This window comes from Limosilactobacillus secaliphilus (genome assembly GCF_001437055.1).
GTDB classification, from domain to species: Bacteria; Bacillota; Bacilli; order Lactobacillales; family Lactobacillaceae; genus Limosilactobacillus; species Limosilactobacillus secaliphilus.
On the sequence record NZ_JQBW01000009.1, the window covers coordinates 217057 to 241617 of the forward strand.

22 protein-coding genes and 1 tRNA gene are annotated in these 24561 nt (G+C 46.4%); 18 read left to right on the forward strand and 5 right to left on the reverse strand.

The window, feature by feature from the left end; genetic code table 11:
• Positions 1–53: 53 nt before the first annotated feature.
• The 10 genes from parE to IV45_RS04745 all read left to right on the forward strand — a co-directional run bounded on the left by parE (position 54) and on the right by IV45_RS04745 (position 10054).
• Entirely contained in the window at positions 54–2027 is a 1974-nt protein-coding gene (parE, locus tag IV45_RS04700; RefSeq protein WP_057741143.1) for a DNA topoisomerase IV subunit B, read from the forward strand.
• Positions 2028–2053: 26 nt separating this feature from the next.
• Positions 2054–4528, forward strand: a complete 2475-nt coding sequence (gene parC, locus IV45_RS04705) for a DNA topoisomerase IV subunit A (protein ID WP_057741145.1) — start codon at positions 2054–2056, stop codon at positions 4526–4528.
• A gap of 85 nt (positions 4529–4613) precedes the next feature.
• Positions 4614–5549, forward strand: a complete 936-nt coding sequence (locus tag IV45_RS04710; RefSeq protein WP_057741146.1) for a manganese-dependent inorganic pyrophosphatase — start codon at positions 4614–4616, stop codon at positions 5547–5549.
• Between the two features lie 94 nt (positions 5550–5643).
• Positions 5644–6492, forward strand: a complete 849-nt coding sequence (locus IV45_RS04715; protein WP_057741147.1) for a sulfite exporter TauE/SafE family protein — start codon at positions 5644–5646, stop codon at positions 6490–6492.
• Positions 6492–6875, forward strand: a complete 384-nt coding sequence (locus IV45_RS04720; protein ID WP_057741149.1) for a DUF1634 domain-containing protein — start codon at positions 6492–6494, stop codon at positions 6873–6875. Before IV45_RS04715 ends, IV45_RS04720 begins: the two co-directional genes overlap by 1 nt.
• 138 nt (positions 6876–7013) lie before the next feature.
• On the forward strand, positions 7014–7409 hold the full coding sequence (locus IV45_RS04725; protein ID WP_057741150.1) for an iron-sulfur cluster biosynthesis family protein: 396 nt from the start codon (positions 7014–7016) through the stop codon (positions 7407–7409).
• A 17-nt stretch (positions 7410–7426) separates the two neighbouring features.
• Positions 7427–7855: a peptide-methionine (R)-S-oxide reductase MsrB gene (msrB, locus tag IV45_RS04730; RefSeq protein WP_057741152.1), complete on the forward strand. Its 429-nt coding sequence runs from the start codon at positions 7427–7429 to the stop codon at positions 7853–7855.
• A gap of 84 nt (positions 7856–7939) precedes the next feature.
• Entirely contained in the window at positions 7940–8770 is an 831-nt protein-coding gene (locus IV45_RS04735) for a PfkB family carbohydrate kinase (protein WP_083487262.1), read from the forward strand.
• A 90-nt stretch (positions 8771–8860) separates the two neighbouring features.
• Positions 8861–9358: an ECF transporter S component gene (locus IV45_RS04740; protein ID WP_057741156.1), complete on the forward strand. Its 498-nt coding sequence runs from the start codon at positions 8861–8863 to the stop codon at positions 9356–9358.
• 156 nt (positions 9359–9514) lie between these two features.
• Positions 9515–10054, forward strand: coding sequence for a GNAT family N-acetyltransferase (locus IV45_RS04745; RefSeq protein ID WP_057741157.1), 540 nt, complete (start codon positions 9515–9517; stop codon positions 10052–10054).
• Positions 10055–10118: 64 nt separating this feature from the next.
• On the opposite strand, the gene IV45_RS04750 is transcribed toward IV45_RS04745, so the two are convergent.
• From IV45_RS04750 to IV45_RS04760, 3 genes are all read right to left on the reverse strand, one after another.
• Positions 10119–10589: a TetR/AcrR family transcriptional regulator gene (locus IV45_RS04750; protein ID WP_057741159.1), complete on the reverse strand. Its 471-nt coding sequence runs from the start codon at positions 10587–10589 to the stop codon at positions 10119–10121.
• A 186-nt stretch (positions 10590–10775) separates the two neighbouring features.
• Positions 10776–11819: a serine hydrolase domain-containing protein gene (locus IV45_RS04755; RefSeq protein WP_162257111.1), complete on the reverse strand. Its 1044-nt coding sequence runs from the start codon at positions 11817–11819 to the stop codon at positions 10776–10778.
• Between the two features lie 110 nt (positions 11820–11929).
• Positions 11930–12802, reverse strand: a complete 873-nt coding sequence (locus tag IV45_RS04760; RefSeq protein ID WP_057741162.1) for an NAD(P)-dependent oxidoreductase — start codon at positions 12800–12802, stop codon at positions 11930–11932.
• A gap of 126 nt (positions 12803–12928) precedes the next feature.
• Between IV45_RS04760 and IV45_RS04765 the strand changes: the two genes are divergently transcribed.
• The 5 genes from IV45_RS04765 (at position 12929) to IV45_RS04780 (ending at position 17976) form a co-directional block, all read left to right on the forward strand.
• Entirely contained in the window at positions 12929–13513 is a 585-nt protein-coding gene (locus tag IV45_RS04765) for an RNA 2'-phosphotransferase (RefSeq protein ID WP_083487263.1), read from the forward strand.
• A gap of 199 nt (positions 13514–13712) precedes the next feature.
• Positions 13713–15011: a Y-family DNA polymerase gene (locus tag IV45_RS04770; RefSeq protein WP_057741164.1), complete on the forward strand. Its 1299-nt coding sequence runs from the start codon at positions 13713–13715 to the stop codon at positions 15009–15011.
• A gap of 21 nt (positions 15012–15032) precedes the next feature.
• Positions 15033–15206, forward strand: coding sequence for a hypothetical protein (locus tag IV45_RS07935; RefSeq protein ID WP_169790373.1), 174 nt, complete (start codon positions 15033–15035; stop codon positions 15204–15206).
• Positions 15207–15261: 55 nt separating this feature from the next.
• Positions 15262–15334, forward strand: a tRNA-Ala gene (locus IV45_RS04775).
• Between the two features lie 443 nt (positions 15335–15777).
• Positions 15778–17976, forward strand: coding sequence for a glycoside hydrolase family 3 C-terminal domain-containing protein (locus IV45_RS04780; protein WP_057741166.1), 2199 nt, complete (start codon positions 15778–15780; stop codon positions 17974–17976).
• Positions 17977–18063: 87 nt separating this feature from the next.
• Here IV45_RS04780 and potE read toward each other — a convergent pair whose 3' ends face one another.
• Both potE and IV45_RS04790 read right to left on the reverse strand, forming a co-directional pair.
• Complete coding sequence (gene potE, locus IV45_RS04785) at positions 18064–19368, reverse strand: putrescine-ornithine antiporter (protein WP_057741167.1); 1305 nt, start codon at positions 19366–19368, stop codon at positions 18064–18066.
• 175 nt (positions 19369–19543) lie between these two features.
• Positions 19544–20329: a PhzF family phenazine biosynthesis protein gene (locus tag IV45_RS04790; RefSeq protein ID WP_057741169.1), complete on the reverse strand. Its 786-nt coding sequence runs from the start codon at positions 20327–20329 to the stop codon at positions 19544–19546.
• A 177-nt stretch (positions 20330–20506) separates the two neighbouring features.
• Here IV45_RS04790 and IV45_RS04795 point away from each other — a divergent pair, with 177 nt between their 5' ends.
• The 3 genes from IV45_RS04795 to IV45_RS04805 all read left to right on the forward strand — a co-directional run bounded on the left by IV45_RS04795 (position 20507) and on the right by IV45_RS04805 (position 24519).
• Positions 20507–21367, forward strand: coding sequence for a patatin-like phospholipase family protein (locus tag IV45_RS04795; RefSeq protein ID WP_057741171.1), 861 nt, complete (start codon positions 20507–20509; stop codon positions 21365–21367).
• 8 nt (positions 21368–21375) lie between these two features.
• Positions 21376–22551, forward strand: coding sequence for a thiolase family protein (locus IV45_RS04800; protein WP_057741173.1), 1176 nt, complete (start codon positions 21376–21378; stop codon positions 22549–22551).
• Between the two features lie 171 nt (positions 22552–22722).
• A complete protein-coding gene (locus tag IV45_RS04805; protein ID WP_057741174.1) occupies positions 22723–24519 on the forward strand; it encodes a heavy metal translocating P-type ATPase in 1797 nt (598 codons plus the stop codon).
• Positions 24520–24561 lie beyond the last annotated feature (42 nt).

Here is a 24561-nt window from a genome sequence, read left to right on the forward strand (position 1 = left end):
CCTGTTGATGCAGGCACTCTAGTTAGGAAATTGTAAAGTTAGGAGGCCCTTTGATGGCAGATAAATATCGATATGACTCCTCATCCATTAAGATTTTAAAGGGCTTAGAGGCGGTCCGGAAGCGGCCAGGGATGTACATTGGCTCGACTGATACATATGGACTCCATCATTTAGTTTACGAAATCGTCGATAACGCGGTCGACGAAGCGCTGTCCGGTTTTGGTGATGAGATCGCCGTAACCATTGGCGCTGACAATTCCATCACCGTTCAAGACCATGGTCGGGGAATGCCAGTTGGAATGCATGCCAGCGGCAAACCCACTCCTGAAGTCATCATGACCGTCCTGCATGCCGGTGGTAAGTTTGGCCAGGCTGACGGTTACAAGTCATCCGGTGGCCTGCATGGGGTTGGTGCATCCGTTGTGAACGCTCTATCGACTTGGTTGACCTTAACCATCGTCCGTGACCATGTCCGCTATCAAGAAAAGTTTAAAAACGGCGGTAACCCAGTTGGCACCCTGAAGAAATTGGGGAAGACCAGGCAGGAAAGTGGGACCACGGTTTCCTTCAAACCAGATCCAACCATCTTTTCGACCACCGTTTTTGATTACAACACCTTAGCCAACCGTTTGCGTGAATCGGCCTTTCTGCTGAAGGGGTTGAAGATCACCTTAACGGACGAGCGGCCTGGTCAGGAGCAAAGCGATACTTTCCAATATGAAAACGGCATTGTGGACTTTGTTGACTACCTGAACGAGGGTAAGGAAACTCTGGGCAAAGTACTGTCATTCAGTGGTAAGCAAGACGGGGTTGAAGTTGATGTTGCCGCCCAATACAACGACGGTTACTCTGAAAACATCCTGTCCTTCGTTAACAACGTGCGGACTCCCGATGGTGGGACACATGAAGCCGGTTTTCGGAACGCCTGGACCAAGAGTTTCAACGACTATGCCCGGAAGGTGGGTCTGCTGAAAGAACGCGACAAAAACCTGGAAGGCAGTGATGTTCGTGAAGGCTTGACGGCCGTTATCTCAGTCCGGATTCCGGAACGCATTCTCCAGTTTGAAGGCCAAACCAAGGATAAACTGGGGACGCCTGAAGCCCGGAAGATCGTGGATGCCATTGTGAGCGACCAACTTGGCTACACGTTGATGGAGAACGGTGACTTCGCCCAAATGCTGATCCGCAAATCGGTGAAGGCGCGGGAAGCACGGGAAGCTGCCCGCAAAGCCCGGGACTTGTCACGGAATGGAAAGCGCCGCAATCGGAAGGAACGCAACCTTTCCGATAAATTAACGCCAGCTCAGTCCAAGAACGCCAGCAAGAACGAACTCTTCCTAGTCGAAGGGGACTCTGCCGGTGGCTCCGCAAAGCAGGGCCGTGACCGGAAGTTCCAAGCTATTCTGCCGTTACGGGGGAAAGTTTTGAATACCGAGAAGGCCAAGCTGGATGACGTCCTCAAAAACGAAGAACTGAACACGATTATCTACACGGTGGGGGCCGGTGTGGGCTCTGAGTTTAATGTTGAAGATTCCAATTACGACAAGATCATCATCATGACCGATGCCGATGACGATGGTGCCCACATCCAGATCCTGCTGTTGACCTTCTTCTACAAGTACATGCGGCCGATGATTGAAGCAGGGAAGATCTACATTGCCTTGCCACCGCTCTACCGTTTGCAACAAGGACGTGGGGCCAAAACGAAGATTACCTATGCCTGGACCAACGATGAATTGCGCAAGCTGACCAAGAAGATGGGCAGTGGTGCTTCATTGCAACGCTTTAAGGGGCTTGGTGAAATGAACGCCGACCAATTGTGGGAGACGACCATGAACCCGGCCACCCGGACGCTGATTCGAGTACGGATTGAGGATGCGGCCCTGGCTGAGAAACGAGTTACCACTTTGATGGGCAGCAAGGTTGAGCCACGTCGGGAATGGATTGAACATAACGTCCACTTCACGATGAGCGACGATACCGAGTCCGACAAGTTGGTTGAGAGCAAAGGCCATGTTAAGTCATAAATTAAACGAGAAGGGAGTCACTAGGCTTGAGTGAAAGCAAAATTGAAAATCGAACACTGGAACAGTTGATGGGCAACCGTTTCGGTCGTTACTCAAAGTCGATCATCCAATCACGGGCATTGCCTGACATCCGTGACGGGTTGAAACCAGTCCAACGGCGGATCCTCTTTGCGATGAATAAGGATGGCAACACCTACGACAAGGGCTTTCGTAAGTCGGCTAAGTCAGTCGGAAACGTTATGGGTAACTTCCACCCGCATGGTGACAGCTCCATTTACGAAGCAATGGTGCACTTAAGCCAGGATTGGAAGCTCCGTGAACCGCTGATTGAGATGCACGGGAATAATGGGTCCATGGACGGTGATCCGGCCGCAGCCATGCGGTATACGGAAGCCCGGCTGAGCAAGATTGCCGGCCTGATGCTGCAGGACATCGACAAAGATACCGTTGAAATGACGCTGAACTTCGACGATACCGAAAAAGAGCCGACTGTCCTGCCATCACGGATTCCCAACTTGCTTTTGAACGGATCCACTGGTATTTCCGCCGGTTATGCGACTGAAATTCCGCCGCACAACTTGGGAGAATTGATTGATGGTTTGATCTACCTCTTGAAGCATCCACAAGCCAGCCTAGATGACCTGATGAAGCTGATTCCCGGTCCTGATTTTCCCACTGGTGGGATTATTCAGGGACGTGATGGGATCCGTAAAGCCTACACAACCGGCCGCGGCCGCGTTGTTGTTCGTGCTAAAACCCAGATTGACCGTCTGCGGGGTGGTCGTCAGCAAATCACGGTTGATGAGATCCCGTATGGCGTTAACAAGGCCCAGTTGGTTAAACGGATTAACGACCTCCGCTTAGCTAAAAAAGTCGAAGGGATCGCTGAAGCACGGGACGAAACCGACCGTTCTGGTTTGAGAATTGCCATTGAATTGAAGCGCAACGCCGACGCCCAGGGGATCCTCAACTACCTGCTGAAGAACACTGACCTGCAAATCAACTACAACTTCAACATGGTCGCCATTGATGATCAGCGGCCAATGCGGATCGGCTTGAAGCATTATCTCAATTCTTACCTGGCCTTTCAGCAGCAGATCATTACCCGCCGGACGCGCTTTGACTTGCAAAAAGATCAGGACCGTCTGCACATTGTGGAAGGGCTGATCAAAGCCTTGTCAATCTTGGACGACGTGATCCACACCATCCGCCGGAGCAAGAATCGCAAGGATGCCCAACATAATTTGGTGGTTGAGTACCAGTTTTCCGACAAGCAGGCTGCCGCAATCGTTGCTTTGCAGTTATACCGGTTGACCAACACTGATGTGACTGACCTGCAAAATGAACAGGCTAAGTTACAAAAAGAAATTGCCGCCTTTGAAAAGATTCTGTCCGACAAGTCGGAATTGGACCGCGTGTTGGAGAACGAAATGCTGGTCATCAAGAAAGAATTTGCCACGCCACGGCGGACACAGATTCAAAACCAGGTTTCCCAGTTAAAGGTGGCGCGGACAGTAACAGTGGCCGACGAAGACGTGATGGTTATGGTTTCGCACGCCGGCTACATCAAGCGCAGCAGCCTAAGATCTTACAAGGCGTCTGACTTTAATGACAACGGCCTGCGGGAAGACGACTATCCATTACTGGTCCAAAAGGCCTCGACGCTTTCTCACTTGTTCATGTTTACCAACCAAGGCCACGTTATTTACCGGCCAGTGCATGAGCTGACCGACGTGAAGTGGAAGGACACTGGTGAGCACATTTCCCAAACAATCGGCCTAGCTGACAATGAGGAAATCATTTCGGCCATCATTCTTAAGCGTCTCGACCTGCCTGGTACCATGATCATTTCCACGAGTGACGGTCAGGTTAAACAGACGGCCTTGACTGAGCTCAAGCCGGGTTCCCGTTACAAATCACATGCAAGTCTGGTCATGAAGCTGAAGGATCCTGAGGCCGTAGTGATCAACGTTCAATACTTCGAACCGGAGCTGAAGAACCAGACGCTTGTCGGCATCAGTCGTCAAGGATACGCGCTGCGCTTTGACGTGAGTGCAGTCCCAACCCAAGGATTACGTACAGCCGGTGTTCGTGCGATCAACCTCAAAGATGGCGACCGCTTGATGAACCTTGTGCTGGCACACGACGATGACCGGTTAGCCATCATTACCCAACGCGGGGCCTTCAAGGAAATGGCTGTCGATGAACTGGATGTTGGCGCCCGTGCCCGTCGTGGCAACTTAGTTCTCCACCGGCTCAAGCGCAACCCACATGAAATAGCTGACTTTATTGCTTATCCAGCTGACTTTACAGGGGCAGTCGAAGTGATCACAGACCGGCCAGCCTTCCAAGATGTATTGATAAGCGACCATCATTTAGGTACTGCCAAATCCAATGGGGTCTTCGTTGTCGACACCGATAGTCAAGGCACACCAATCCGGATTCGCCGCAAAATTGTTGCTGAAGCTGAACCAGTAAGCGAAAAAGAAACCAGCAATTAAAAAAGCCCTGCAGACCTGTGAGGGCCGTGATAAAATAAATATTGACTTGATGTTTATCATCGCAATTTAAGGAGGAATTCCGCATATGAGTAAAGAATTAGTCTTTGGTCACCAAAATCCTGATACAGACGCTATCACTGCTGCAATTGCTTTCTCTTACTACCAAAACCAATTAGGTTACGAAACTGAAGCAGTTGCTTTAGGCGAACCAAACGAAGAAACCCAGTACGCTTTGAAGCATTTTGATATGAAGGCGCCTCGGGTTGTCAAGACGGTTTCAAATGAAGTTGATTCAGTTATGTTAGTCGACCACAACGAGCCACAACAAAGTGCTCCTGACATCGACAAGGTAACGGTTACCCACCTGGTTGACCACCACCGGATTGCCAACTTCAACACTGCACAGCCACTGTGGGCTAACTTGCGTCCTTACGGCTGTGTCAGCACCATTCTTTACGAAATGTTCAACGAAAAGCACATCGATATTCCTGCTCATTTAGCTGGGATGATGATGTCCGCTATCATTTCTGACACCTTGCTGCTGAAGTCACCAACCACTACTGATCATGATCGTGAAGCAGTTAAGGGACTGGCTAAGATTTCTGGTGAAACCGACTACGAAGACTACGGTATCAAGATGCTGAAGGCCGGCACCAACATTTCTGCAAAGTCTGACAACGAAATTGTTGATGGTGATGCTAAGACCTTTGAACTGGGCGGCACTACGTTGCGGATCGGCCAAGTTAACACCGTTGACTTAGACGATGTATTTGCTCGTCAAGCTGATCTGGAAAAGGAAATGCAGTCCTTAATGAGCAAGAACGGTTACGATACCTTTGTTCTGATCGTTACTAACATCCTGAACAGTGACTCTGAACTGTTGGTTGTTGGTGCCAACCCAGATAAGGTTGAAAAGGCCTTTGGCAAGAAGCTGGACGCTAACAAGCGCATGAACCTGCCAGGTGTTGTTTCACGGAAGAAGCAAGTTGTTCCTCCGTTGACCGATGCTTTTGAAGGCTAATTTTAATTGCTAGTAAAATATTAAGATACGGGGGCTAGTGGTGCATTTGCGACTAGCCTCCGATCTTTATCAACGCTCAAACGGGTGAGAGAAATTGGTTGAAACAACATTTATTTTGCTTTTAGTGGGGATATTTGCCGGCAGTCTAGGTGCCTTATTGGGCATTGGTGGTGGAATGATTATTATTCCGATCCTGAGTGTCATGTTGGGTCTACCAATGCGCTATGCAATTGGTGCCAGTGTCATTGCGGTGATTGCGACGAGTTCTGGTGCCACGATTGCTTACTTGAAAGATGACCTGCTTAACTTGCGGGTGGCCATGTTTCTGGAAATTGCCACGACGATTGGAGCCATTACTGGGGCCATCCTGACTGGGGTCATGGATGGTAAGTGGCTGGAAGTTTTGTTTGGTATTTTCCTGATTTACTCGACTTACAACATGATCCAGAAGCTGCGTGGCAAAGTCAAAGTTGATGCGACGGGTGTTCAAGATGATCCCTTGGCCCGCAAGTTAAAACTGCAAGGTTCCTACTATGACCAGTTGGATATGCAAGAACATTCCTACCAGGTTACTCATGTGCCAGGCGGCTTCGCCATGATGTATGGTGCTGGTTTAGCCAGTGGCCTGCTTGGGATTGGGAGCGGTGTTTTTAAAGTAATTGCGATGGATACCATCATGAAAATGCCGCTGAAACCATCCAGTGCCACCAGCAACCTGATGATGGGGGTTACGGCAGCTGCCAGTGCCACCGTTTACTTCTTTAACGGTTCCATTCAACCGCACATTGCCGGTCCACTGGCAATTGGTATTCTGATTGGCGCTGCCATTGGGACCCGGTTAATGCAAAAAATTCGGCCACGCTTATTACGTATGATCTTTGTGCCGATCCTGTTCATCATGGGGGTCCAAATGATTCTTAAAGGATTCGGGGTGATGCACTAATGGCTAAGAAGCAAGCAGACATTACCAAAAAAGAAATGGATCATGTTGAAGATGTCATCGGTCGGGTGATGCAAGTCGGTGTGATCTTATCGGCCATTGTGATCGTCCTGGGCGTCTTAATGCTGTTTATTACTGGTAAATCTGGTTATCCGGCTGGTGTTCACCCCGACACATTCGCAGCGATTGGCAAAGGGATACTAGCGTTCAAGCCCTATGCGATCATCATGCTGGGCTTGTTCCTGTTGATTTTGACTCCAGCATTACGGGTGCTCGTCTCCATTTATGCTTTTTGGGAAATGCATGATTCCATGTATGTTTGGATTACAACGCTGGTCATGGTCATTCTAATTATTGCGATGGTTATCGGTAGTGCCGGTATCTAAAGTTAAAATTCAGTAAACTATAGCGTGTCTTTTGTGGGCACGCTTTTTTTGTACTTCTTTTTTGTAAGCAAAATACGAGCCTTTTATAGTCAGTTCGCGTATAATCAAGACAAGTTAAAGCAAAAGGGGGAATTAACTATGGATTTAACTTTCACTACTGAAGCACAAGAACGGTTGCAAAAGTACCTGCAAGGCAAAGACTATCGAATGATTTTGGACTTTGACGATGGGGTAGGGCCATTTTCAAAGTTAGGTAACTGTTCTTTAGACGTTAATTACAAGCTGGTTTTCGTTGATCCTGATGAAGAACTTCCTGACTTTAACGCCCACTTTGAATCCAATCTAGGTCCCATTTACTACAAGGACTTCGACAAGCCGCAATATGACGAACACATGACGATCGATTTCAACCCACGTTACTTCACCTTGCCGCTGAAGAGCGATCAACGTCTTTTGACCGATAATGTGGAAGTGTTGCGGGTTTCACATGCTGATCTCAGTGCGGTACAAACAGGTCCGGCACACGATTGCTAACTTGTGAGGTGTCCGTTATGAGTGATAATTATGAAAAAGAGAAGCAAAAATTAAGTCCCATCCAGTACGAAGTCACCCAGCATGCTGCTACTGAGCGGCCATTTACTGGTAAATATGATGAATTCTTTGAACCAGGTATTTATGTCGATGTTGTTAGTGGTGAACCTTTATTTTCTTCCACCGACAAGTACGACTCGGGCTGCGGCTGGCCGGCATTCACCAAGCCATTGGCAAAGCTGACTGAGAAAAGTGATCACCGCCTTCTTCGCGAAAGAACAGAGGTTAGAAGTCCAAAAGCTGATTCTCATTTAGGCCATGTGTTTGACGATGGTCCAGTTGACAAGGGCGGCTTGCGTTATTGCATCAATTCGGCAGCACTGCGTTTCGTACCCTTCGACAAACTCGACGAAGAGGGGCTCGGCCAGTACAAATCATTATTCAAGTAATTAAAGAGGTCCCGAATTATGGGGCCTTTTTAATATGCCTCGCTCAGGTTATACTGATTAAGAATGCAATTGTAGGGGAGGCGAATGATGATGACGTCCTGTACACTGGTGGCCGAAGATTTTTCCGCACTGGGCCAAATTTCGATGGTCGCGGCTTTGAATGTCTTACAAGCTTTTGGCATCGAAACGGCCGCTTTACCCACCACTTTATTGTCAACGCAGACGGAAGGCTTCAAAACGCCAGTCAGACTTGCCACTGATGATTGGCTAACCTCGGCGATTGGACACTGGCAATCCATTCCTGACCTACAGTTTAAGGGTGCTTTGATTGGTTACCTGGGTTCGATCGATTTAATGCAGAGGTTAAGCAGTCTGTTAAAAAACGTTACGAGTCCCGTCCTCATTGATCCAGTCATGGCCGATCGTGGCGCATTGTATCCAGGTTTAAGCAGTGACTACGCTGCTCAAATGCGGGCATTTTGTCAGCAAGCGGACGTTATTACCCCTAATTGGACGGAACTATGCTTATTAGCAGGGTATAATAAGCCGTTAACAGCCACTCTCACCGCTTTTAAGCAGATGGTAGGTGAAGTACGCAGCAACGGGATTGATGCGCAGGTCGTCGCAACTGGGGTTCATTTGGAAGGTCAAGAACAGACACTTGTGACTGATAGGGACGACGACGTTCAAATGATCGCGGTCAATCATTATCCAGGCCACTTCTTTGGTGCTGGCGACACGTTTGCGGCGTTGCTGATGGCTAATTTGCTGACTGGCCATGACCTGTATTCAGCAGTGCAAAATAGTTGTGAACAGCTGGAGATTGCCATTCAAGAAACTAGTTCTTATCCTGCTGAAAGACGTCGTTATGGTTTGAAACTAGGAAAGTTATTAGCATCGATCAGCAAAAGCTAAAGACAAGGCCTTGACGTTTGTTCAATAATTCGTGAAAATAAACACTAAATACATTGTTTGAGAAAAGAAGTTGAAGGAAGGTTGTATTCCGTGAACAATCAACAAAAAGGCCTGCGTTCGTTTATCTTTGCGGCCTTATTACTGGCAATTACCGTCGTTTTCGGGCGGATCTTTATCATCCCAATTCCATGGACCCACGGTAACGTTAACTTGTGTGATGCCGGTATCTTTATTGCTGCAATGTTGTTGGGCCCAGCATATGGCGGCATTGTCGGTGGTTTTGGTGGTCTGTTATTGGACCTGATCTCAGGATTTACCCAGTATGCGCCGTTCTCATTGATTGCTCATGGTCTTGAAGGAATCATCAGCGGTTGGCTTTATCGCAAAACAAGTAGCAAAGCTGGCCATTGGTTAGCATTAGCTTTGGGAACTGTGGTTATGGTGGCTGCTTACTTTGTTGCTGACACGATCATGTACAAAATTGCTGCTGGTTTGTTAGGTATTGGCACGAACTTGCTGCAAGGAATTGTGGGTGCCGTAGTTGCCATGCTGGTAGTACGGAGCCTGAAACAACGAATCAAGTTCTAATCACAAATAGAGGAGGTCAAGCTGGCTTCCCTTTTTATAATATAGTTACTTTGTTTAATATATATTATGTAAAGTAGATAGTGAGATTTGACGGAGTCGTTAGTGCTTTGTTATATTTACCAGTATTAACATTAATCAGTTGGAGGTTTTGATATTATGACAAATCAACAAGTACAGAATGGTTTTCGTCAAGTCACTACAGATCATGATGATTTAGTAACGTTATCCAAAGTTGCTAGCGAGTGTTTTGCTGACACTTTTGGTCCATATACACCTGATGAAGACATTCAGCGCTTTGTTGAAACCGATTATGCATTGCCGACATTGTTAAAGGAATTGCGTGATCCTGATAGCAAAACCTATTTTTACATGATTGATGGCCAAGCAGTTGCTTATATCAAGTTGAATGTTGGTTCAGCACAAACCGAACCAAATTTTGATGATGCAATGGAAATTCAGCGTATCTATGTTTTACCGGCTTACCAGAAGCAGCATGTTGGCGGTAAATTGATGCGTTTTGCGTTAGATGAAGCTAAAAAAGCCAATAAGAAGCAGATTTGGCTTGGCTGCTGGGAACACAATGAAAACGCAAAAGGCTTTTATCAGCATTATGGCTTCAAGAAAGTTGGTAGCCACAGTTTCCCCGTTGGTAATGATCCGCAAACCGATTGGCTGATGGCTAAGCCTTTACAATAAAAAATTAACTACCTAGTGATTCGCTAGGTAGTTTTTTCGTCTTAATTTGATTCTCAGCTGCAATTTAAATCAGCTTTTGTTGATCGTACATCGTTTGCAGCTGCTCAGCGTCAGTTCCAATCTGCCAATTATGATTATGAGCGGCTTGCCATGCAATGATTGCAGTTACTTTGCCAAAACTAAACCAAACGTCTTGGTTATCTGGGTACATAATCAGAATCTGCTGCATGATATCCCGGATAACCAATTCTTTGAACTGTGGATCAGATTGCTGACGTTTTAGTATTTGGTGTTCAGTTGGCGTTAGATAGGTCCATAAGTCATAAAATAATGTAAATGGCTGGTGGATAAACTTATGCGTACTGATTTGATCTTGTTGACGTTGTAAAACATTTACAATAACTTCATTCAAGACGTCATTTAAGCCACGGTAATGCAGGTAGAAAGTATTACGATTGATCAATGCCACTTTCACCAAGTCTTTGATTTTGAGTTCATGATATTCTTCATTTAATAAGAGCTGTTCTAATGCCATATGAGCAGCTCTTTTCGTTCTTTTAATTCGTAAATCAGCCATCGCTTTCACCTGATTTTTTAATTTTTAATAAGCAATGCATATAAAAATACTCTATTTGTCTAATAAACATTGTACATTAATTAGGCAATAATATAAACAAAAAGAGGGTAAATATCCCCTCTTCTTTAATCTCGTCCCTGTTTGTTAATAAGCAAAGCCACCCTTATGATTCGTCCCATAGTAAATTCGGTAGACTATCGGTGCTAAAGCTCGCATTTGTTTATGGGATAGATTGTTGCTAAACACCATGATTGTTTTGTTGTGTACCCAGTCTGAGTACATGGTTGCCGAATAGCCATCGTAAGAAGCATTGGTATGAATCTCTTGTGGGTGGATATAAAGTCCAGCGTAGTAAGGAGTCTCATTGCCACTAGCATAGTGTTCGTATCTGATGAGACGGTTAGGCTTAGCTAGTAATGCTTCATTAACGAAGCGCCAATAATCGTTTGGTGAACACATCAAGTCACCAGCACCATATTCTGTTGCTACTTCCCGTCCCAGATAGTGCCAGGGATGGCCCTTTTCATGGGGATCTTTTTGGTAGGAAATGTTGATTGACGGCGTGATCTGCTTGTGCTTGTTCTTGATCTGTGAATAGAACGTTGCCTGCTTTAAGTGGTATGGCTTCAACACATGCTTTTTCATGTAGGTATAGTAGCTTTCATGGCTCACTTTGCCAATTATGATTGCTAAAAAACCATAATTAACGTTGGCATAATGCCATTGATTAGGTTTGCCAGTCAAATCATAGTTGGTTTCCGTATAGTACATTAAGCGTGACTGACGCCGCCAAGCTTTACGGGCCATGTCATTGCTATCGGCCAAGCCACTGGTATGGGTTATCATTTGTTGAACGCTGATAGATGACGCACTGCGAACCTGTGGGCAATATTTTGCCAAAGGAGTACTCAACGACAACTTCTTGTCATACAGCAACTGTTCAATTGCCACACCGGTCATCGATTTCTGAAATGACGCGATTGGAAATAAGCGATTCGGACTGACTGCTTTTGTTTTTTTACCGTTTTGTGAAATACGATTGCTGATTACAATTGGGTGATTCTTGCTTTTGCCATTGACTAAAATGATGGCATTTGCATGCGCCTTCTTGAGCGCCCTCTTTAGTTGCTGCTGTTGACTTTGACTAATTGTTTGCGTCTCAGCATGGATCGGATGTGTACATGTCATATTAATAGTTAAGCTGCACGCTAACACTAACATGGGCCATTTTGAGCTCTTCATGAACACATCCTCCTAGCATTTTATCCTCGTGTTTACCGTAATTAAATTATGTAAAGCTAATCTTGCTTAGTCCACCAGAGCTTGATCAACGCTTGTGTTCCTTCATCACCTAAACCACGTTGATCAACCAGGGTTTCATATAATGCCTTGGCCTGCTTGGTTGCTGGTAAATCTAATTGCAATGCTTCAGCGGTTCGTAATGCAATCCGGAGATCTTTGAGAAAATGCTTGGCAAAAAAGCCGGGTGTGTAGTCACCCTTCAAGATCCGTGGACCGTAACTGCCCATACTAAAGTTTTCTGCAGCACCACCTTGCAAAGTTTCCATCACTTGTTTGAGGTCTAGCCCTGCAGCTTTAGCGTATACCAGTGCTTCCGTCATTCCCGTCATTGTGCCAGCAATCATGATTTGATTAGCCATTTTAGCGTTTTGACCAGCACCAGCCGGGCCGAAATAATGAACTTCTTTGCTAAATTCGGCAAACAGTGACTTCAAGCTGGTCAAATCGGCTTTCTCACCACCAACCATGACGGTTAGCTGACCGTTTTTTGCCCCAATGTCACCACCGGAAACGGGAGTATCAAGGGCATGAGCACCTAATTTATCTGCCGCCTGAGCGATTTTTTGATCGAGATCAGGACTGCTAGTGGTCATGTCAATTAAATACTGGCCGGAATGTGCAGTTTTAAAGATCCCTTCATCACCAAAGTAAACCTCTTCAACATCTTTAGGAAAACCGACCATTGTCATGATCACATCATTATTTTGGGTCAATGCTGCCGGAGAATCGGCCCACTGTGCACCTTGGTCTAATACGCTTTGTGCATGTGCTTTGGTCCGATTGTATACAGTCACTTGTTCACCATGTTTCAGTAGATTATTAACAATTCCAGTCCCCATAACACCCGTACCGATAAAACCGATTTTCATGATTGAGCTCCCCTTCTTGAATTACTACATCACTTATTATGCACTACAAAGGTCCTAATAGAAAGCCCTACCATTAGCGTGATAGAATCAATTGTGGAAGTTATTTTTTCTGAAGAAGGGATTACATTGCAGCAAACAAGTCATCGTTCAGATAAGTTTATCAGCAAAAAGATGTCATATGCTTTGCGTCATAACCCGGGTAAGTATGGACTGAAGCTGGACGAATACGGTTATACTGACCTCAATCAATTCTTGAAAGCAATGAATCGGGTCCACCATTTCGAACCGGCTTTAACCGAACCGGCTTTAACCAAAGAACGAATTGAAAGTATTATGGCCCACGCTGATAAGGAACGTTTCAAAATCAAAAACGGTCAGATTTGTGCCTTATATGGCCACTCCATTCCCGGTATTATTAAGCATCCGGCTGCCATCCCGCCGGCTATTTTGTATCATGGCACTGCTCGCCGATTCATCCCTAGCATCAAGAAATTGGGCCTCCTACCGATGCAAAGACAGTACGTGCACTTGTCAACCGATGTAGCGACAGCAAAGCAGGTCGGCAGTCGTCATGATAGCCATCCAGTCATTTTGACCATCAATACCAAACAAGCAGTTGCAGACGGAATTCATTTCTATTTTGGTAATAACCAGGTTTGGCTGGTCGATGAATTACCAAGTAAATATATTCACTTTCCAGAACAGCATTAGTTTGCTTCTCTATAATTCGTAAAGTCCCTAGCATCCGCATGTCGGAATACTAAGGACTTTTCTTTATATTAGCCGGTGTTTGGGAGATTTTTTCTAACTAATTTTAATGTTTTAGAACATGTGTTCTCATTAAACGATTCTTGTGTTATTCTATTAATGCAAACATGTGTTCGATATTGACGTTAAGATGGTGATGATTATGAACTATAACCACGAACCTACTGGTGTTTTTCTGTTAATTGATAACAAATCCTTTTATGCCACAGTAGAATGCACAATGCGCGGTTTAGACCCCATGACTACCCCTTTAGTTGTGATGTCAGAAGCAGCTAATACTGGTGGTGGCTTGGTGATGGCGGCCTCACCGACTGCTAAGCGCGATTTTCACGTTCGTAACGTTTTTCGGCAACGGAACTTGCCACGAGATGGTCGCATTATCGTTGTGCCACCGCGAATGAATTTGTATATCAACAAAAATCTGGCGGTTAATCAAATCTTCGCTGAATATGTTGGCCCAAAGGATCTGCTACCCTACTCCATTGACGAATCCATTTTAAATATCACTAACACTTGGCACCTATTTAGTAACAATATTTTAGATGTTATTCGTCAAATTCAGCATGAGGTAAAGTCTAAATTGGCATTAATAACCACTGTCGGCGTTGGTAATAACCCCTTGCAGGCTAAATTGGCACTGGATATTTACGCTAAGCATAATCGTGAATTTGTTGGCGTAATTACCAATCATACTGTTGAACAAAAGATTTGGCCGATTAAAAATTTAACGGATGTTTGGGGAATCAATCAACGAATGCAGGCGCGTCTTAATCATTTGGGGATTTATTCTATGTATCAACTTGCGCACTGCGATCCTTTTGAACTTCACGCAGCCTTGGGCGTAATTGGTGATCAGTTATACGCTACAGCTTGGGGCATCGATCGGACGGATCTGCATAGCACTATTCTGCGGCGTAGTCGTGGTGTCGGCAATTCGCAGGTGCTACCCCGTGATTACAATGATATCAATGAAATTGAGCTCGTTATTAAAGAAATTGGCGCTCAAGTAGCCTCACGTTTGCGTGCTCAAGGAAAGCAAGCAGCCGGCATCTACCTGTCAATCGGTTATTCGATCGGAGTGACCGACGCTGATGGCAATACTGGCTTTGCACACTCATTGAAATTGTCAGATGCTACGGCTGAAACTCAGGCCATTAACCAACAGTTAATTTATCTCTTTGAAAAATACTGGGATGGTCATGCCACCGTCCGCGAAATTGGTGTTTCTTGCACGCGGTTAGTGGATCGTTTCGGTGAACAACTCAGTATTTTTAATGATAGCAACTACAATCCTTTTCACTTAGAAGAAACGATGGATATCATCCGCCGGCGTTTCGGTAAAACCTCCATTTTACGAGCCAGCAGTTTACAGCGTGGTGGCACTTTTATTGCTCGAAGTGGTTTAGTTGGTGGTCACAATGGCGGCAATAGTTTGGAGTAATGGGGAAAGGAGTTTATTAATATGACCTTTTATGATACTAATCAAGCGGAGCAAGTTGCTGATGAATTCTTTCGGTTTTACTATCATGATCGAGGAAAAATGAAATGGGACGGTTATTTCTTATCTGAACATCAGGCGGCACTGAAAAAACATCATCAAGATTCAACAAAAGGCTTAGTTGACGAAAATTTTTAAAATGTCTATCTCAGCAGCATTTTCCTGCTAAATCTGTTAAAATAGTAAATGTAAGGGGCTATTAGTTCAGTTGGGAGAATGTCTGCTTCGCATGCAGGAGGTCGCGAGTTCGAATCTCGCATAGTCCATTCTGACAAAATTTTGAACAATCAGAGATAGACAAAGAAAGAGCCAATAATCGCCTTGTATCAACGGTTACTGGCTCTTTTATTTTTGCAAACAAACCACAAATGCTGCACAAGTTTTATCTTGTAAAAGTGGACGCTTACTTTCTTCCTTACCTCTGAGGTTTGAACACTAATTCCAAAATATTTAGCAATACCATTCATATACAATAACCAGTTTGTAAAGAGAATATCACTACAATTAAGACTCATATAAGCAAGTGGAAGGCTATAAAGAGTTGGTGATAAATTGCAAGCTCGTCTTTAATGGTTGATAATGATAAAAGTAGTGTCACACCAAATAAAAAAGCGGTTTGCAAACAAACCCTTGTGAGGCTCTAGATCAGCTTAATGTATTTGGCCTGTAACAATAAGTTGTTTGTTGCGTAAGCAAAGGAGGAACCAATTTGGCTCAGTTTAATCTTGAATTCGTCGAACATCTGCCGCTAAAAGAACGCGCCGCACTAGTATCCGGCAAAGACTTTTGGTTTACTGCTAAGGGTGACCAATATCCAGCTGTTCAAGTTTCCGATGGACCATCTGGATTGAGAAAACAAGCTAATCAAGCGGATGCCTTAGGTGTTAACCAATCAGTTGATGCGGTCTGCTTCCCCGCTTCATCCTTAACTGCCTGTTCTTTCGATGACGACCTTTTATATCATCTCGGGCAACAATTGGGCATTGCTGCAAGGGCCGAAAAGATTGCTGTTTTGTTGGGACCAGGCATCAACATCAAGCGGAGTCCCCTAGCCGGCCGTAACTTTGAATATTTCTCCGAAGATCCATTATTAGCTGGCAAAATGGGGACTGCCTATGTAAAGGGCGTTCAATCACAAGGTGTCGGCGTTTCTGTTAAGCACTTTGCAGCGAACAACCGTGAAAACCAGCTCTTTACTTCATCTTCCAACATTGATGAACGCACGCTGCGCGAAATTTACCTGGCTGCCTTTGAGCGGATCGTTAAGTTGGCCCATCCGGCAACCATCATGTGCTCATACAACAAGATTAATGGAACCCTCAATTCGCAAAACGAACGTCTGTTGACAAATATTTTGCGTAATCAATGGGGATTCCAAGGCCTAGTAATGTCTGACTGGGGTGCGGTCGCAGATCACGTGGCTGCGCTTAAGGCCGGCTTGGACCTGGAGATGCCTGGCAAAGGTAAATATTCGATTGATGAGATTGTTGATGCGGTCCGTGACGGTCGACTGGACGAAGCGACCCTTAACCGCTCTGTCCTGCGCGTATTAAAACTGGTCGCCAAGTTTGCTCATCCGAAATCACCAGCAGCAACCTACAATAAGGAACAACAACACGACTTCGCCCGCCATGTAGCCGATAACAGCATTGTCTTACTGAAGAACGAAGGCCAGTTGCCGCTGGACAATCATAATTCAGTTGCAATCATTGGTGAACTGGCTGCCAAACCACGGTATCAAGGTGGCGGTAGCTCACATGTTAACGCTCACCATGTAGTTACCCCGCTCGCCGCCGCCCCAAAGAACACACATTATGCTAAGGGCTACTCACTAGACGGAAATGATCGCGAGCAAGACATGGCAGCGGCCGTTAAACTGGCACAGCAATCCGACCAGGTTATCTTTTTTGCCGGTTTCCCAGAAGAAATGGAAACGGAAGGCTTTGATAAGTCGACGATCAGTTTGCCAGAAAACCAAACTGAACTATTGGAACGCGTTTCCATGGCCAATGACAATGTCACCGTTGTTCTGCAAAATGGTTCAGCCGTTGAAATGCCATGGGCAGACCAAGTGCCGGCCATTGTTGAGACTTACCTGGCTGGTGAGGCAGTCGGTGAAGCCACTTGGGACGTCTTGACTGGCAAGGTAAACCCATCAGGTAAGCTGGCCGAGTCCTTCCCATTACGCTTAGTTGACAACCCAACTTATGGCACGTTTGGTCGCGACTTACATAATGAAAACTACTCTGAAGGTTTAATGGTCGGTTACCGCTACTACGACCTGCACCACTACCCTGTGCGCTTCCCGTTTGGCCACGGCCTTAGTTACACCAGTTTTGACTATCGTGATTTATCCGTCACAGAAAGCAAAAACGATGTTACTGTGCGCTTTAAACTGACCAATACTGGCAAGTTAAGCGGTAAAGAGGTGCCACAGCTGTACGTCCGCAACCAGACTAGTCGCGTGGTCATGCCTGCACAAGAGCTGCGTGACTTTGTCAAAGTTGAATTAGCACCCGGAGAATCACAAACAATCGAATTCCATCTGAATCGTCGCGCCTTCAGCTGGTACAATCCAGAAAAACAGCAGTGGGAAAGTGATAACGGAACTTACGAAATTGCGATTGGCTCATCATCACGCGACATCCGCTTAACCAAGCACTTCAAGTTAACCATTGGCGAGGAGCCAACCGAGGCCATCAACACTGAATCTTATGTTGGTGACGTCCTCAATAGTCCAGACGACAAAGTACAAACAGCGCTTAAAAAATCCGGTTTGCAAAAAGTATTACAGCCGCTTGCTAAGAGTGACGGCAGCGCCATCTTTTTGAACATGCCCATTCGTTCATTGGTAATGATGGGGATCGATCCGGAAATCATCCAACGCTTCATCGAATTGACGAAATGATTCCTGATTTAAAGCAAAATTAAATAGCTGGCTTCAGTAATGGCTTCAAGTCCTTACTAAAACCAGCTATTTTTGTTTTTTTAGTGGTCAATCATCTTCATGTGGCATCAGACCATACAGGAGCCAACCAACAAAGACTACGCCTGCCCCTAAGTCGAGTGACAATAAACCACAAGAATACATGGAATAGATACTGTAGATCCCAGCTAACAAGGCGAGGAAGTTGGTGATTTTAAAATGCACGTTGTTGGTCGTCAAACCGGCCTGCAACTGCAGCTGTCGTGCGGCACCCATTGATAAAATATAAGGAACCAGGTTTGTGACAACCGCTAAATCAACCAGGTCATTAAATTGGGCATTTAAGTTCGGACTAATCGTCATCAAAGACAATAAAAGCTGGCCCATTAAGATGATCAGCATTCCCCACACTGGCGCCCCAAAGCGATTGCGTTTCCGAAAAATCTTGGGGAAGTAACCAGCTTTGGCGGATGACCGAAAGACCTCGGCCAGCGTGAACTGCCAGGTCAACAACGAACCCCAGCAGGAAAAGGTCAGCATGATCATCACAATCACGCCGATGGTTGGATTAAACATATAACTGAAGGCCGTTCCAAATGGTGCAGTGGATTTGACTAGACTACTGTTGTCCACAATTCCCTGGATCAAATTGGTTGAAGCAATGTAGATCGCACCGGCCGCAATCGTGCCGCCAATGATGGCAATCGGCACGTTTTTCTTGGGATCGTTGACTGAGTCTGAATTGGCGACAGCAGATTCCAAACCTAAAAAGGCCCACAGAGTAATCGGAATTGAGGCGCTGACACCTTTAAAGAGGCCGAAATGGTGCGGGTTCCATGATTGAATATAGGTGTGCGAATTGAAAAAGAACCAGCCAATGGTGCATAGGAGCAGTACGGGAATAATGACGCCCCACACAGTAATGGAACTGATGATCCCAGTATTGTGTGACCCAAAGAAGTTGGCCACCATACTGATCGCTAAGACTGCCATAGCGGCAATGGCGACCCGTTGCGGTGACAGATTAATGCCCAGCGCCATTTCTCCATAGCCGACGATCGAAACGGCCATGGCAGTATTGGCTAGGAGGAGCGAGATGGCATAGGTGAAATTCGCCATCATATTGCCACTGCGGCCAAACGCGTACTCGGCATAACCACCCATGCCGTTTTGGGTATTGTCAGTTAACATGCCACACCGCGCAAATACGTAGGCCAGGCAAAGGGCACCCGTTAAAGTTACCAACCAGGAAAGCACCGACATGGTCCCCACTTCGGCTAGTTTGGATGGCAGCATGATAACGCCGGATCCAATCATGTTAACTGTAGTAATAATTGTTAATTGGAATACCGTCATTTTCTTTTCGTCAGCCATCAGACCACCTCTTTTGCCATTCACCGGCCCAGCACATGAAATTTTCCATCGACCAGTCTGACACATTTATTGATAATTTTATTATAAACTAGTTTTGACCACGCTTACATATTAAAGAAGAGGACTAATCGAAAAAATCAGTCCCCTTCTTCCTTATGTTTAACAGGTTGGATTATCAATCAACGTTTAACTCACCCGTTGAGTACAGAACGGCGTCACCAGCCATTGAAACTCGTTCTCCAAGATCTTCACAGTAAAGAACTCCTGTCCGCTGGGAAGCTTGAAAGGCAGTGATCTTAGTCTTGCCCAGCTTTTGCGCCCAGTAAGGGACAATTTGGCAATGGGCACTTCCACAAACAGGATCTTCAGGAACGGCTAATTTAGGAGCAAACGATCTTGAAACACAATCATATTGCGGGTCATCGCTCTTTGCCGTGATGTTTTGCAACAATCCTGGTAATTTAGCCAACGCCTTTTGACTCGGCTGACAATTTTGCACATCCGCGGCCGTTGGCAAAACACAAAGCAGGTCACGGTCTTGATAGGCAGCGATTGGCTTAACACCGAAGACCTGTGTCATTTCATCCGTCACTGGCACCGCTTTTAGTTGATAACTCGGGAAGTTCATCTGATAGCGGCCATTAACTTCTTCAACCGTCAATTCACCGCTTTTAGTCGCAAATTTGACGATTTTAGTGCCCGGATTGCGGAATTTGAAAACCAGAAAGCCTGTCGCTAGGGTCGCATGACCACACAGGTTAATCTCACCACCCGGCGTAAACCAGCGCAAGTCGTATTCGTCGGCACTCTTCTGAACGGCAAATGCGGTTTCGGACAGACGATTTTCGGTAGCGATGGCCTGCATCATTGAGTCAGTGGGAAAGTGATCCACGAAACAAACATCGGCCGGGTTGCCTTTGAATAACTCACTCGTAAAGGCATCAACATGGTACATCTTCATTTTTGCGACCTCCTTAGTTCTTTCACCTATGATCATATATCAGACCAATAATAAAATTAATGATGTCAGTTTAAAAGACTATTTAACATAATTTTATTACCGTTAACTAACGAATTACTTGCTGAATCGCCGCGCTTTCATTAAAATAAATGCTATTACGTTCTTGGAGTGATGAAAATGTTATATGATGCAGCGCTTGTGCTTGAGGGTGGCGCAATGCGGGGCAATTATTCCACTGGAATTACCGATACGTTTTTAGCCCACCATATTGAATTTAAGAGTGTCATTGGTGTTTCTGCAGGAGCTCTGTGTGGTGCCCAATTCGTTGCCAAACAATATGGGCGGATGTTGCATGTCAACACCCACTATCGCAAGGATCGCGATTACATTTCGATGTGGAACCTCTTCATGAAGAATCAGGACATTTTGAACTTAGACTTCCTATTCCAAGATCACGGTTGGGATTGGAACAACTATGACGAAGCAGCCTACCGTCGTTCCCGGTCTAATTTCAGTATCGTTGCGACCCGGTTGAACACGGGAAATGCCGTTATCTTCACGAACCCAACCGGTCAGGACTTGGTCAATGACCTGAAAGCATCGTGTTCAATGCCCTTCCTAATGGAACCACAGGAAACCTCCGCCGGCCCATGCATGGATGGCGGGGTTGCGGATTCAATTCCTTATAATGTTGCCAAAGCACAAGGTTACCAGAAATTGGTCGTTGTGCGGACCCGTCCACACGATTACCACAAACACTTAAGTGGCCGGTTGGTTAAGCGGATGTACCACCATAGTTTCAAGGGCTACCCATCCTTTGCCAAAACCGGTATTAATCGACCACGCACTTACAACCACCAAGTCAACGTGGTTAATCGCAAGACGAAAAATGGCGAGTGGTTCACCTTTGCTCCGGATAATCTGGTGAAGGTGGGTCGGTTGGAATCCGATACCAAAAAACTGGAAGAGCTTTACCATCAAGGCCAGGCTCAAGCCGAAAAAATGCTGCCAGATATGCTGCAATACCTGGAAAAGTAGGTGCCAACATGAAGAAAGTTGTATTTGTGGCTGCAAAGCGAACCCCGATTGGTAAGCTTGGTGGCAGCTTGGCATCCTTGTCGGCGGTTGACTTGGGTGCTATCGCCATCAAAGCAGCTCTGCAGGAAGCTCAATTAACTGGGAAACAAGTTGAGGAAGTGTTCTTTGGCAACGTTTTGCAGGCTGGTAACGGTCAAAACCCAGCCCGCCAAGCAGCAATTCATGCCGGCTTGCCGTTCGCTGTTCCGGCTACGACCATCAATGACGTCTGTGGTTCCGGCATGCAGGCCATCCGATTAGCGGCCTGGTCAATTATGACGGGGCAAAATCAAGTCGTTGTCGCTGGCGGAATGGAGAGTATGTCCAACGCTCCTTACCTCCTGCCCAAGGCGCGATTTGGTTACCGTTTCGGCAATGACACCTTGATTGATTCGCTGTATCATGACGGATTGGAGGACGCATTTTATCATTACCCAATGGGCCAAACGGCGGAGAACTTGTTGGCCAAGTACCCATTGAGCCGTGAAGCACTCGACCGCTTTGCTTTGCGCAGTCACCAACTAGCTGGTCAAGCCCAGCAAGCAGGTGCTTTCCATGATGAAATGGTCCCAGTCACCGTTAAGGATCGCCATGGCAAAACAACCGTTATTGATCGGGATGAAAATGTCCGAAACACCGACATGGAGCAGTTAAGTCGCTTAAAGCCAGTGTTCAAGCCAGATGGTCAAGTGACTGCCGGCAATTCGTCCAGTTTGAACGATGGCGCAGCTGCGGTTGTCATAACCAGTGAAGATTTTGCTGAGGAGCAACACCTGCCAATCCTGGGCTATTTGAGTGCCAGCAGCATTGTCGGGGTGGACCCACAGATCATGGGAATTGGTCCCCTGCCCGCATCGCAGAAACTGCTTAAAGAGGAACAATTGACAATGGAGCAAATCGATTGTGTCGAGCTAAATGAAGCCTTTTCGGCACCGACACTAGTTGTGATCCAGCAGTTAGGCGTTGATGAGCGAAAAGTCAACCCTCGTGGCGGTGCCCTTGCACTTGGCCATCCGCTGGGAGCTTCTGGCGCCCGGATTATCGTCACCCTCTTGCATGAAATGAACCAAAATCATTGGCACAAGGGCTTGGCAACCCTCTGCATTGGTGGCGGAATGGGCGCGGCCTGCTTAATCGAAAGTTAAACAATCAAAATAAACGTGCCATATAAGTGCCACACTTATATGGCACGTTTTTTTATTACATCCATTTAGTTTTCGCCACTGATCAATCCCAACTTATTTGTCACGATAATAATTGTTTTATTATCTTAAATACTTCATAATGGATATAAACTATTACAAAGGAGATTATTTATGAAAACCAATCGGGCCAAATTAATGGTACTAATTGCGGTTGCCTGTGTCGCTGCCATCTGCCAGTGGCTGTTGGGACAACCGTTATGGGCGCAGGTGATCAACACAGTTGCCGGAAGCTTGATTGCCCTCGCCATGCTGGTGGACATGATCAAGAAGCTGCGCAACGGCGATTATGGTGTGGACCTGTTAGCGATTACCGCCATCGTCGCAACCTTGGCCGTTCAAGAATACTGGGCAGCAATGGTGATTTTACTGATGCTGGTCGGTGGTGACTCACTGGAAGATTATGCCAACCATAAGGCCCACAGCGACCTGCAATCATTACTGGACAAGGCTCCACAAAAGGCACATCTGACCGTAGATAACGGTGTGCAAGATGTACCCGTCGATCAATTAAAGGTTGCTGATCAGGTAATTGTCCGCCCTGGTGAACTGATTCCTGTCGACGGGACGGTGCTCACTGGTGAAAGTACAGTGGACGAAGCTGCCTTAACCGGTGAATCGGTTCCGCTTACCAAACGAAAGGGTGATCAAGTATTATCTGGATCAGTCAACGGGGACGGTCGGTTAACGCTCACTGTTGACCGTACAGCGGCTGATAGTCAATACCAGCAGCTGGTTAACCTCATCCAACAGGCCGAAGAAAAACCGGCCCACTTTGTTCGTTTAGCTGACCGTTATGCCCTGCCGTTTACAATTATCTCGTACATCATTGCCGGCATTGCCTGGTGGCTGTCAAAGGATCCAGTCCGTTTCGCCCAGGTGCTGGTGGTGGCCTCCCCTTGTCCGTTGATTTTAGCGGCGCCCATTGCCTTCGTATCAGGTATGAGCCGCAGTTCAGCTGATGGTGTGGTCATCAAGACCGGTGACATTATCGAAAAACTGGCCGACGCTCAATCAGCTGCATTCGACAAAACGGGGACGTTGACTAAAGGTTCGTTAACCGTCAGCAAGGTCGTCACCGAAGAAGGCATTAGCCCGCAAACACTGCTGCAATACGCCGCCAGTGCGGAACAAAGCTCGGGACATATCCTGGCACGGTCGATTGTTGATAAGGCAAAAGCCGATAATTTGCCGCTCCTGGACCCGAGTGACATGCAAGAAGTGACGGCTAAAGGGGTTATTGCGACGATCGATGGCCATGAAGTCAAAATCGGTAAACTGCAGTTTGTGACTGAGTCCAATCAAGTTTCAGCAGTGGCCAAAACCGCCTCGTACGTGAGCGTCGACGGCCAGTACTGGGGCCACATTGAACTGGAAGACGAGGTTCGTCCGGAAGCCGCCCAAACGATTCAACGACTGAAACATTATGGTGTCCGAGAAATCATCATGATTACCGGGGATCAACTTTCGATTGCTCAACGAATTGCGCAGCAAGTTGGAATCACTAAGGTTTTCGCCGACCTCTTGCCTGGCGATAAAATCACCCACTTTCAGCAGCTGCCCGAAGATGCCCGTCCAAGTATCATGGTTGGTGACGGGGTCAACGATGCTCCGGTGCTGAAAGCTGCTGATGTCGGAATTGCGATGGGTGCGCACGGCTCGACTGCGGCCAGCGAATCCGCGGATGTGGTCATTTTGACCGACAACCTAGAGAAAGTCGCTGATGCGGTAGGGATTGCCGAAAGAACTCTGCGGATCGCTAAACAAGCCGTGCTCATTGGAATCTTTGTCTGCATTGGCTTAATGCTGATCTGCAGCACCGGTTTTGTACCCACGATTATTGGTGCCTTATTACAAGAAGTCGTCGACACCGTTTGTATCCTGTGGGGGTTGCGTGCTCGCCGCGCATAGTTCAAATTCGACGCAAAAAAATGCCGTCAGTTGCGGAATTAC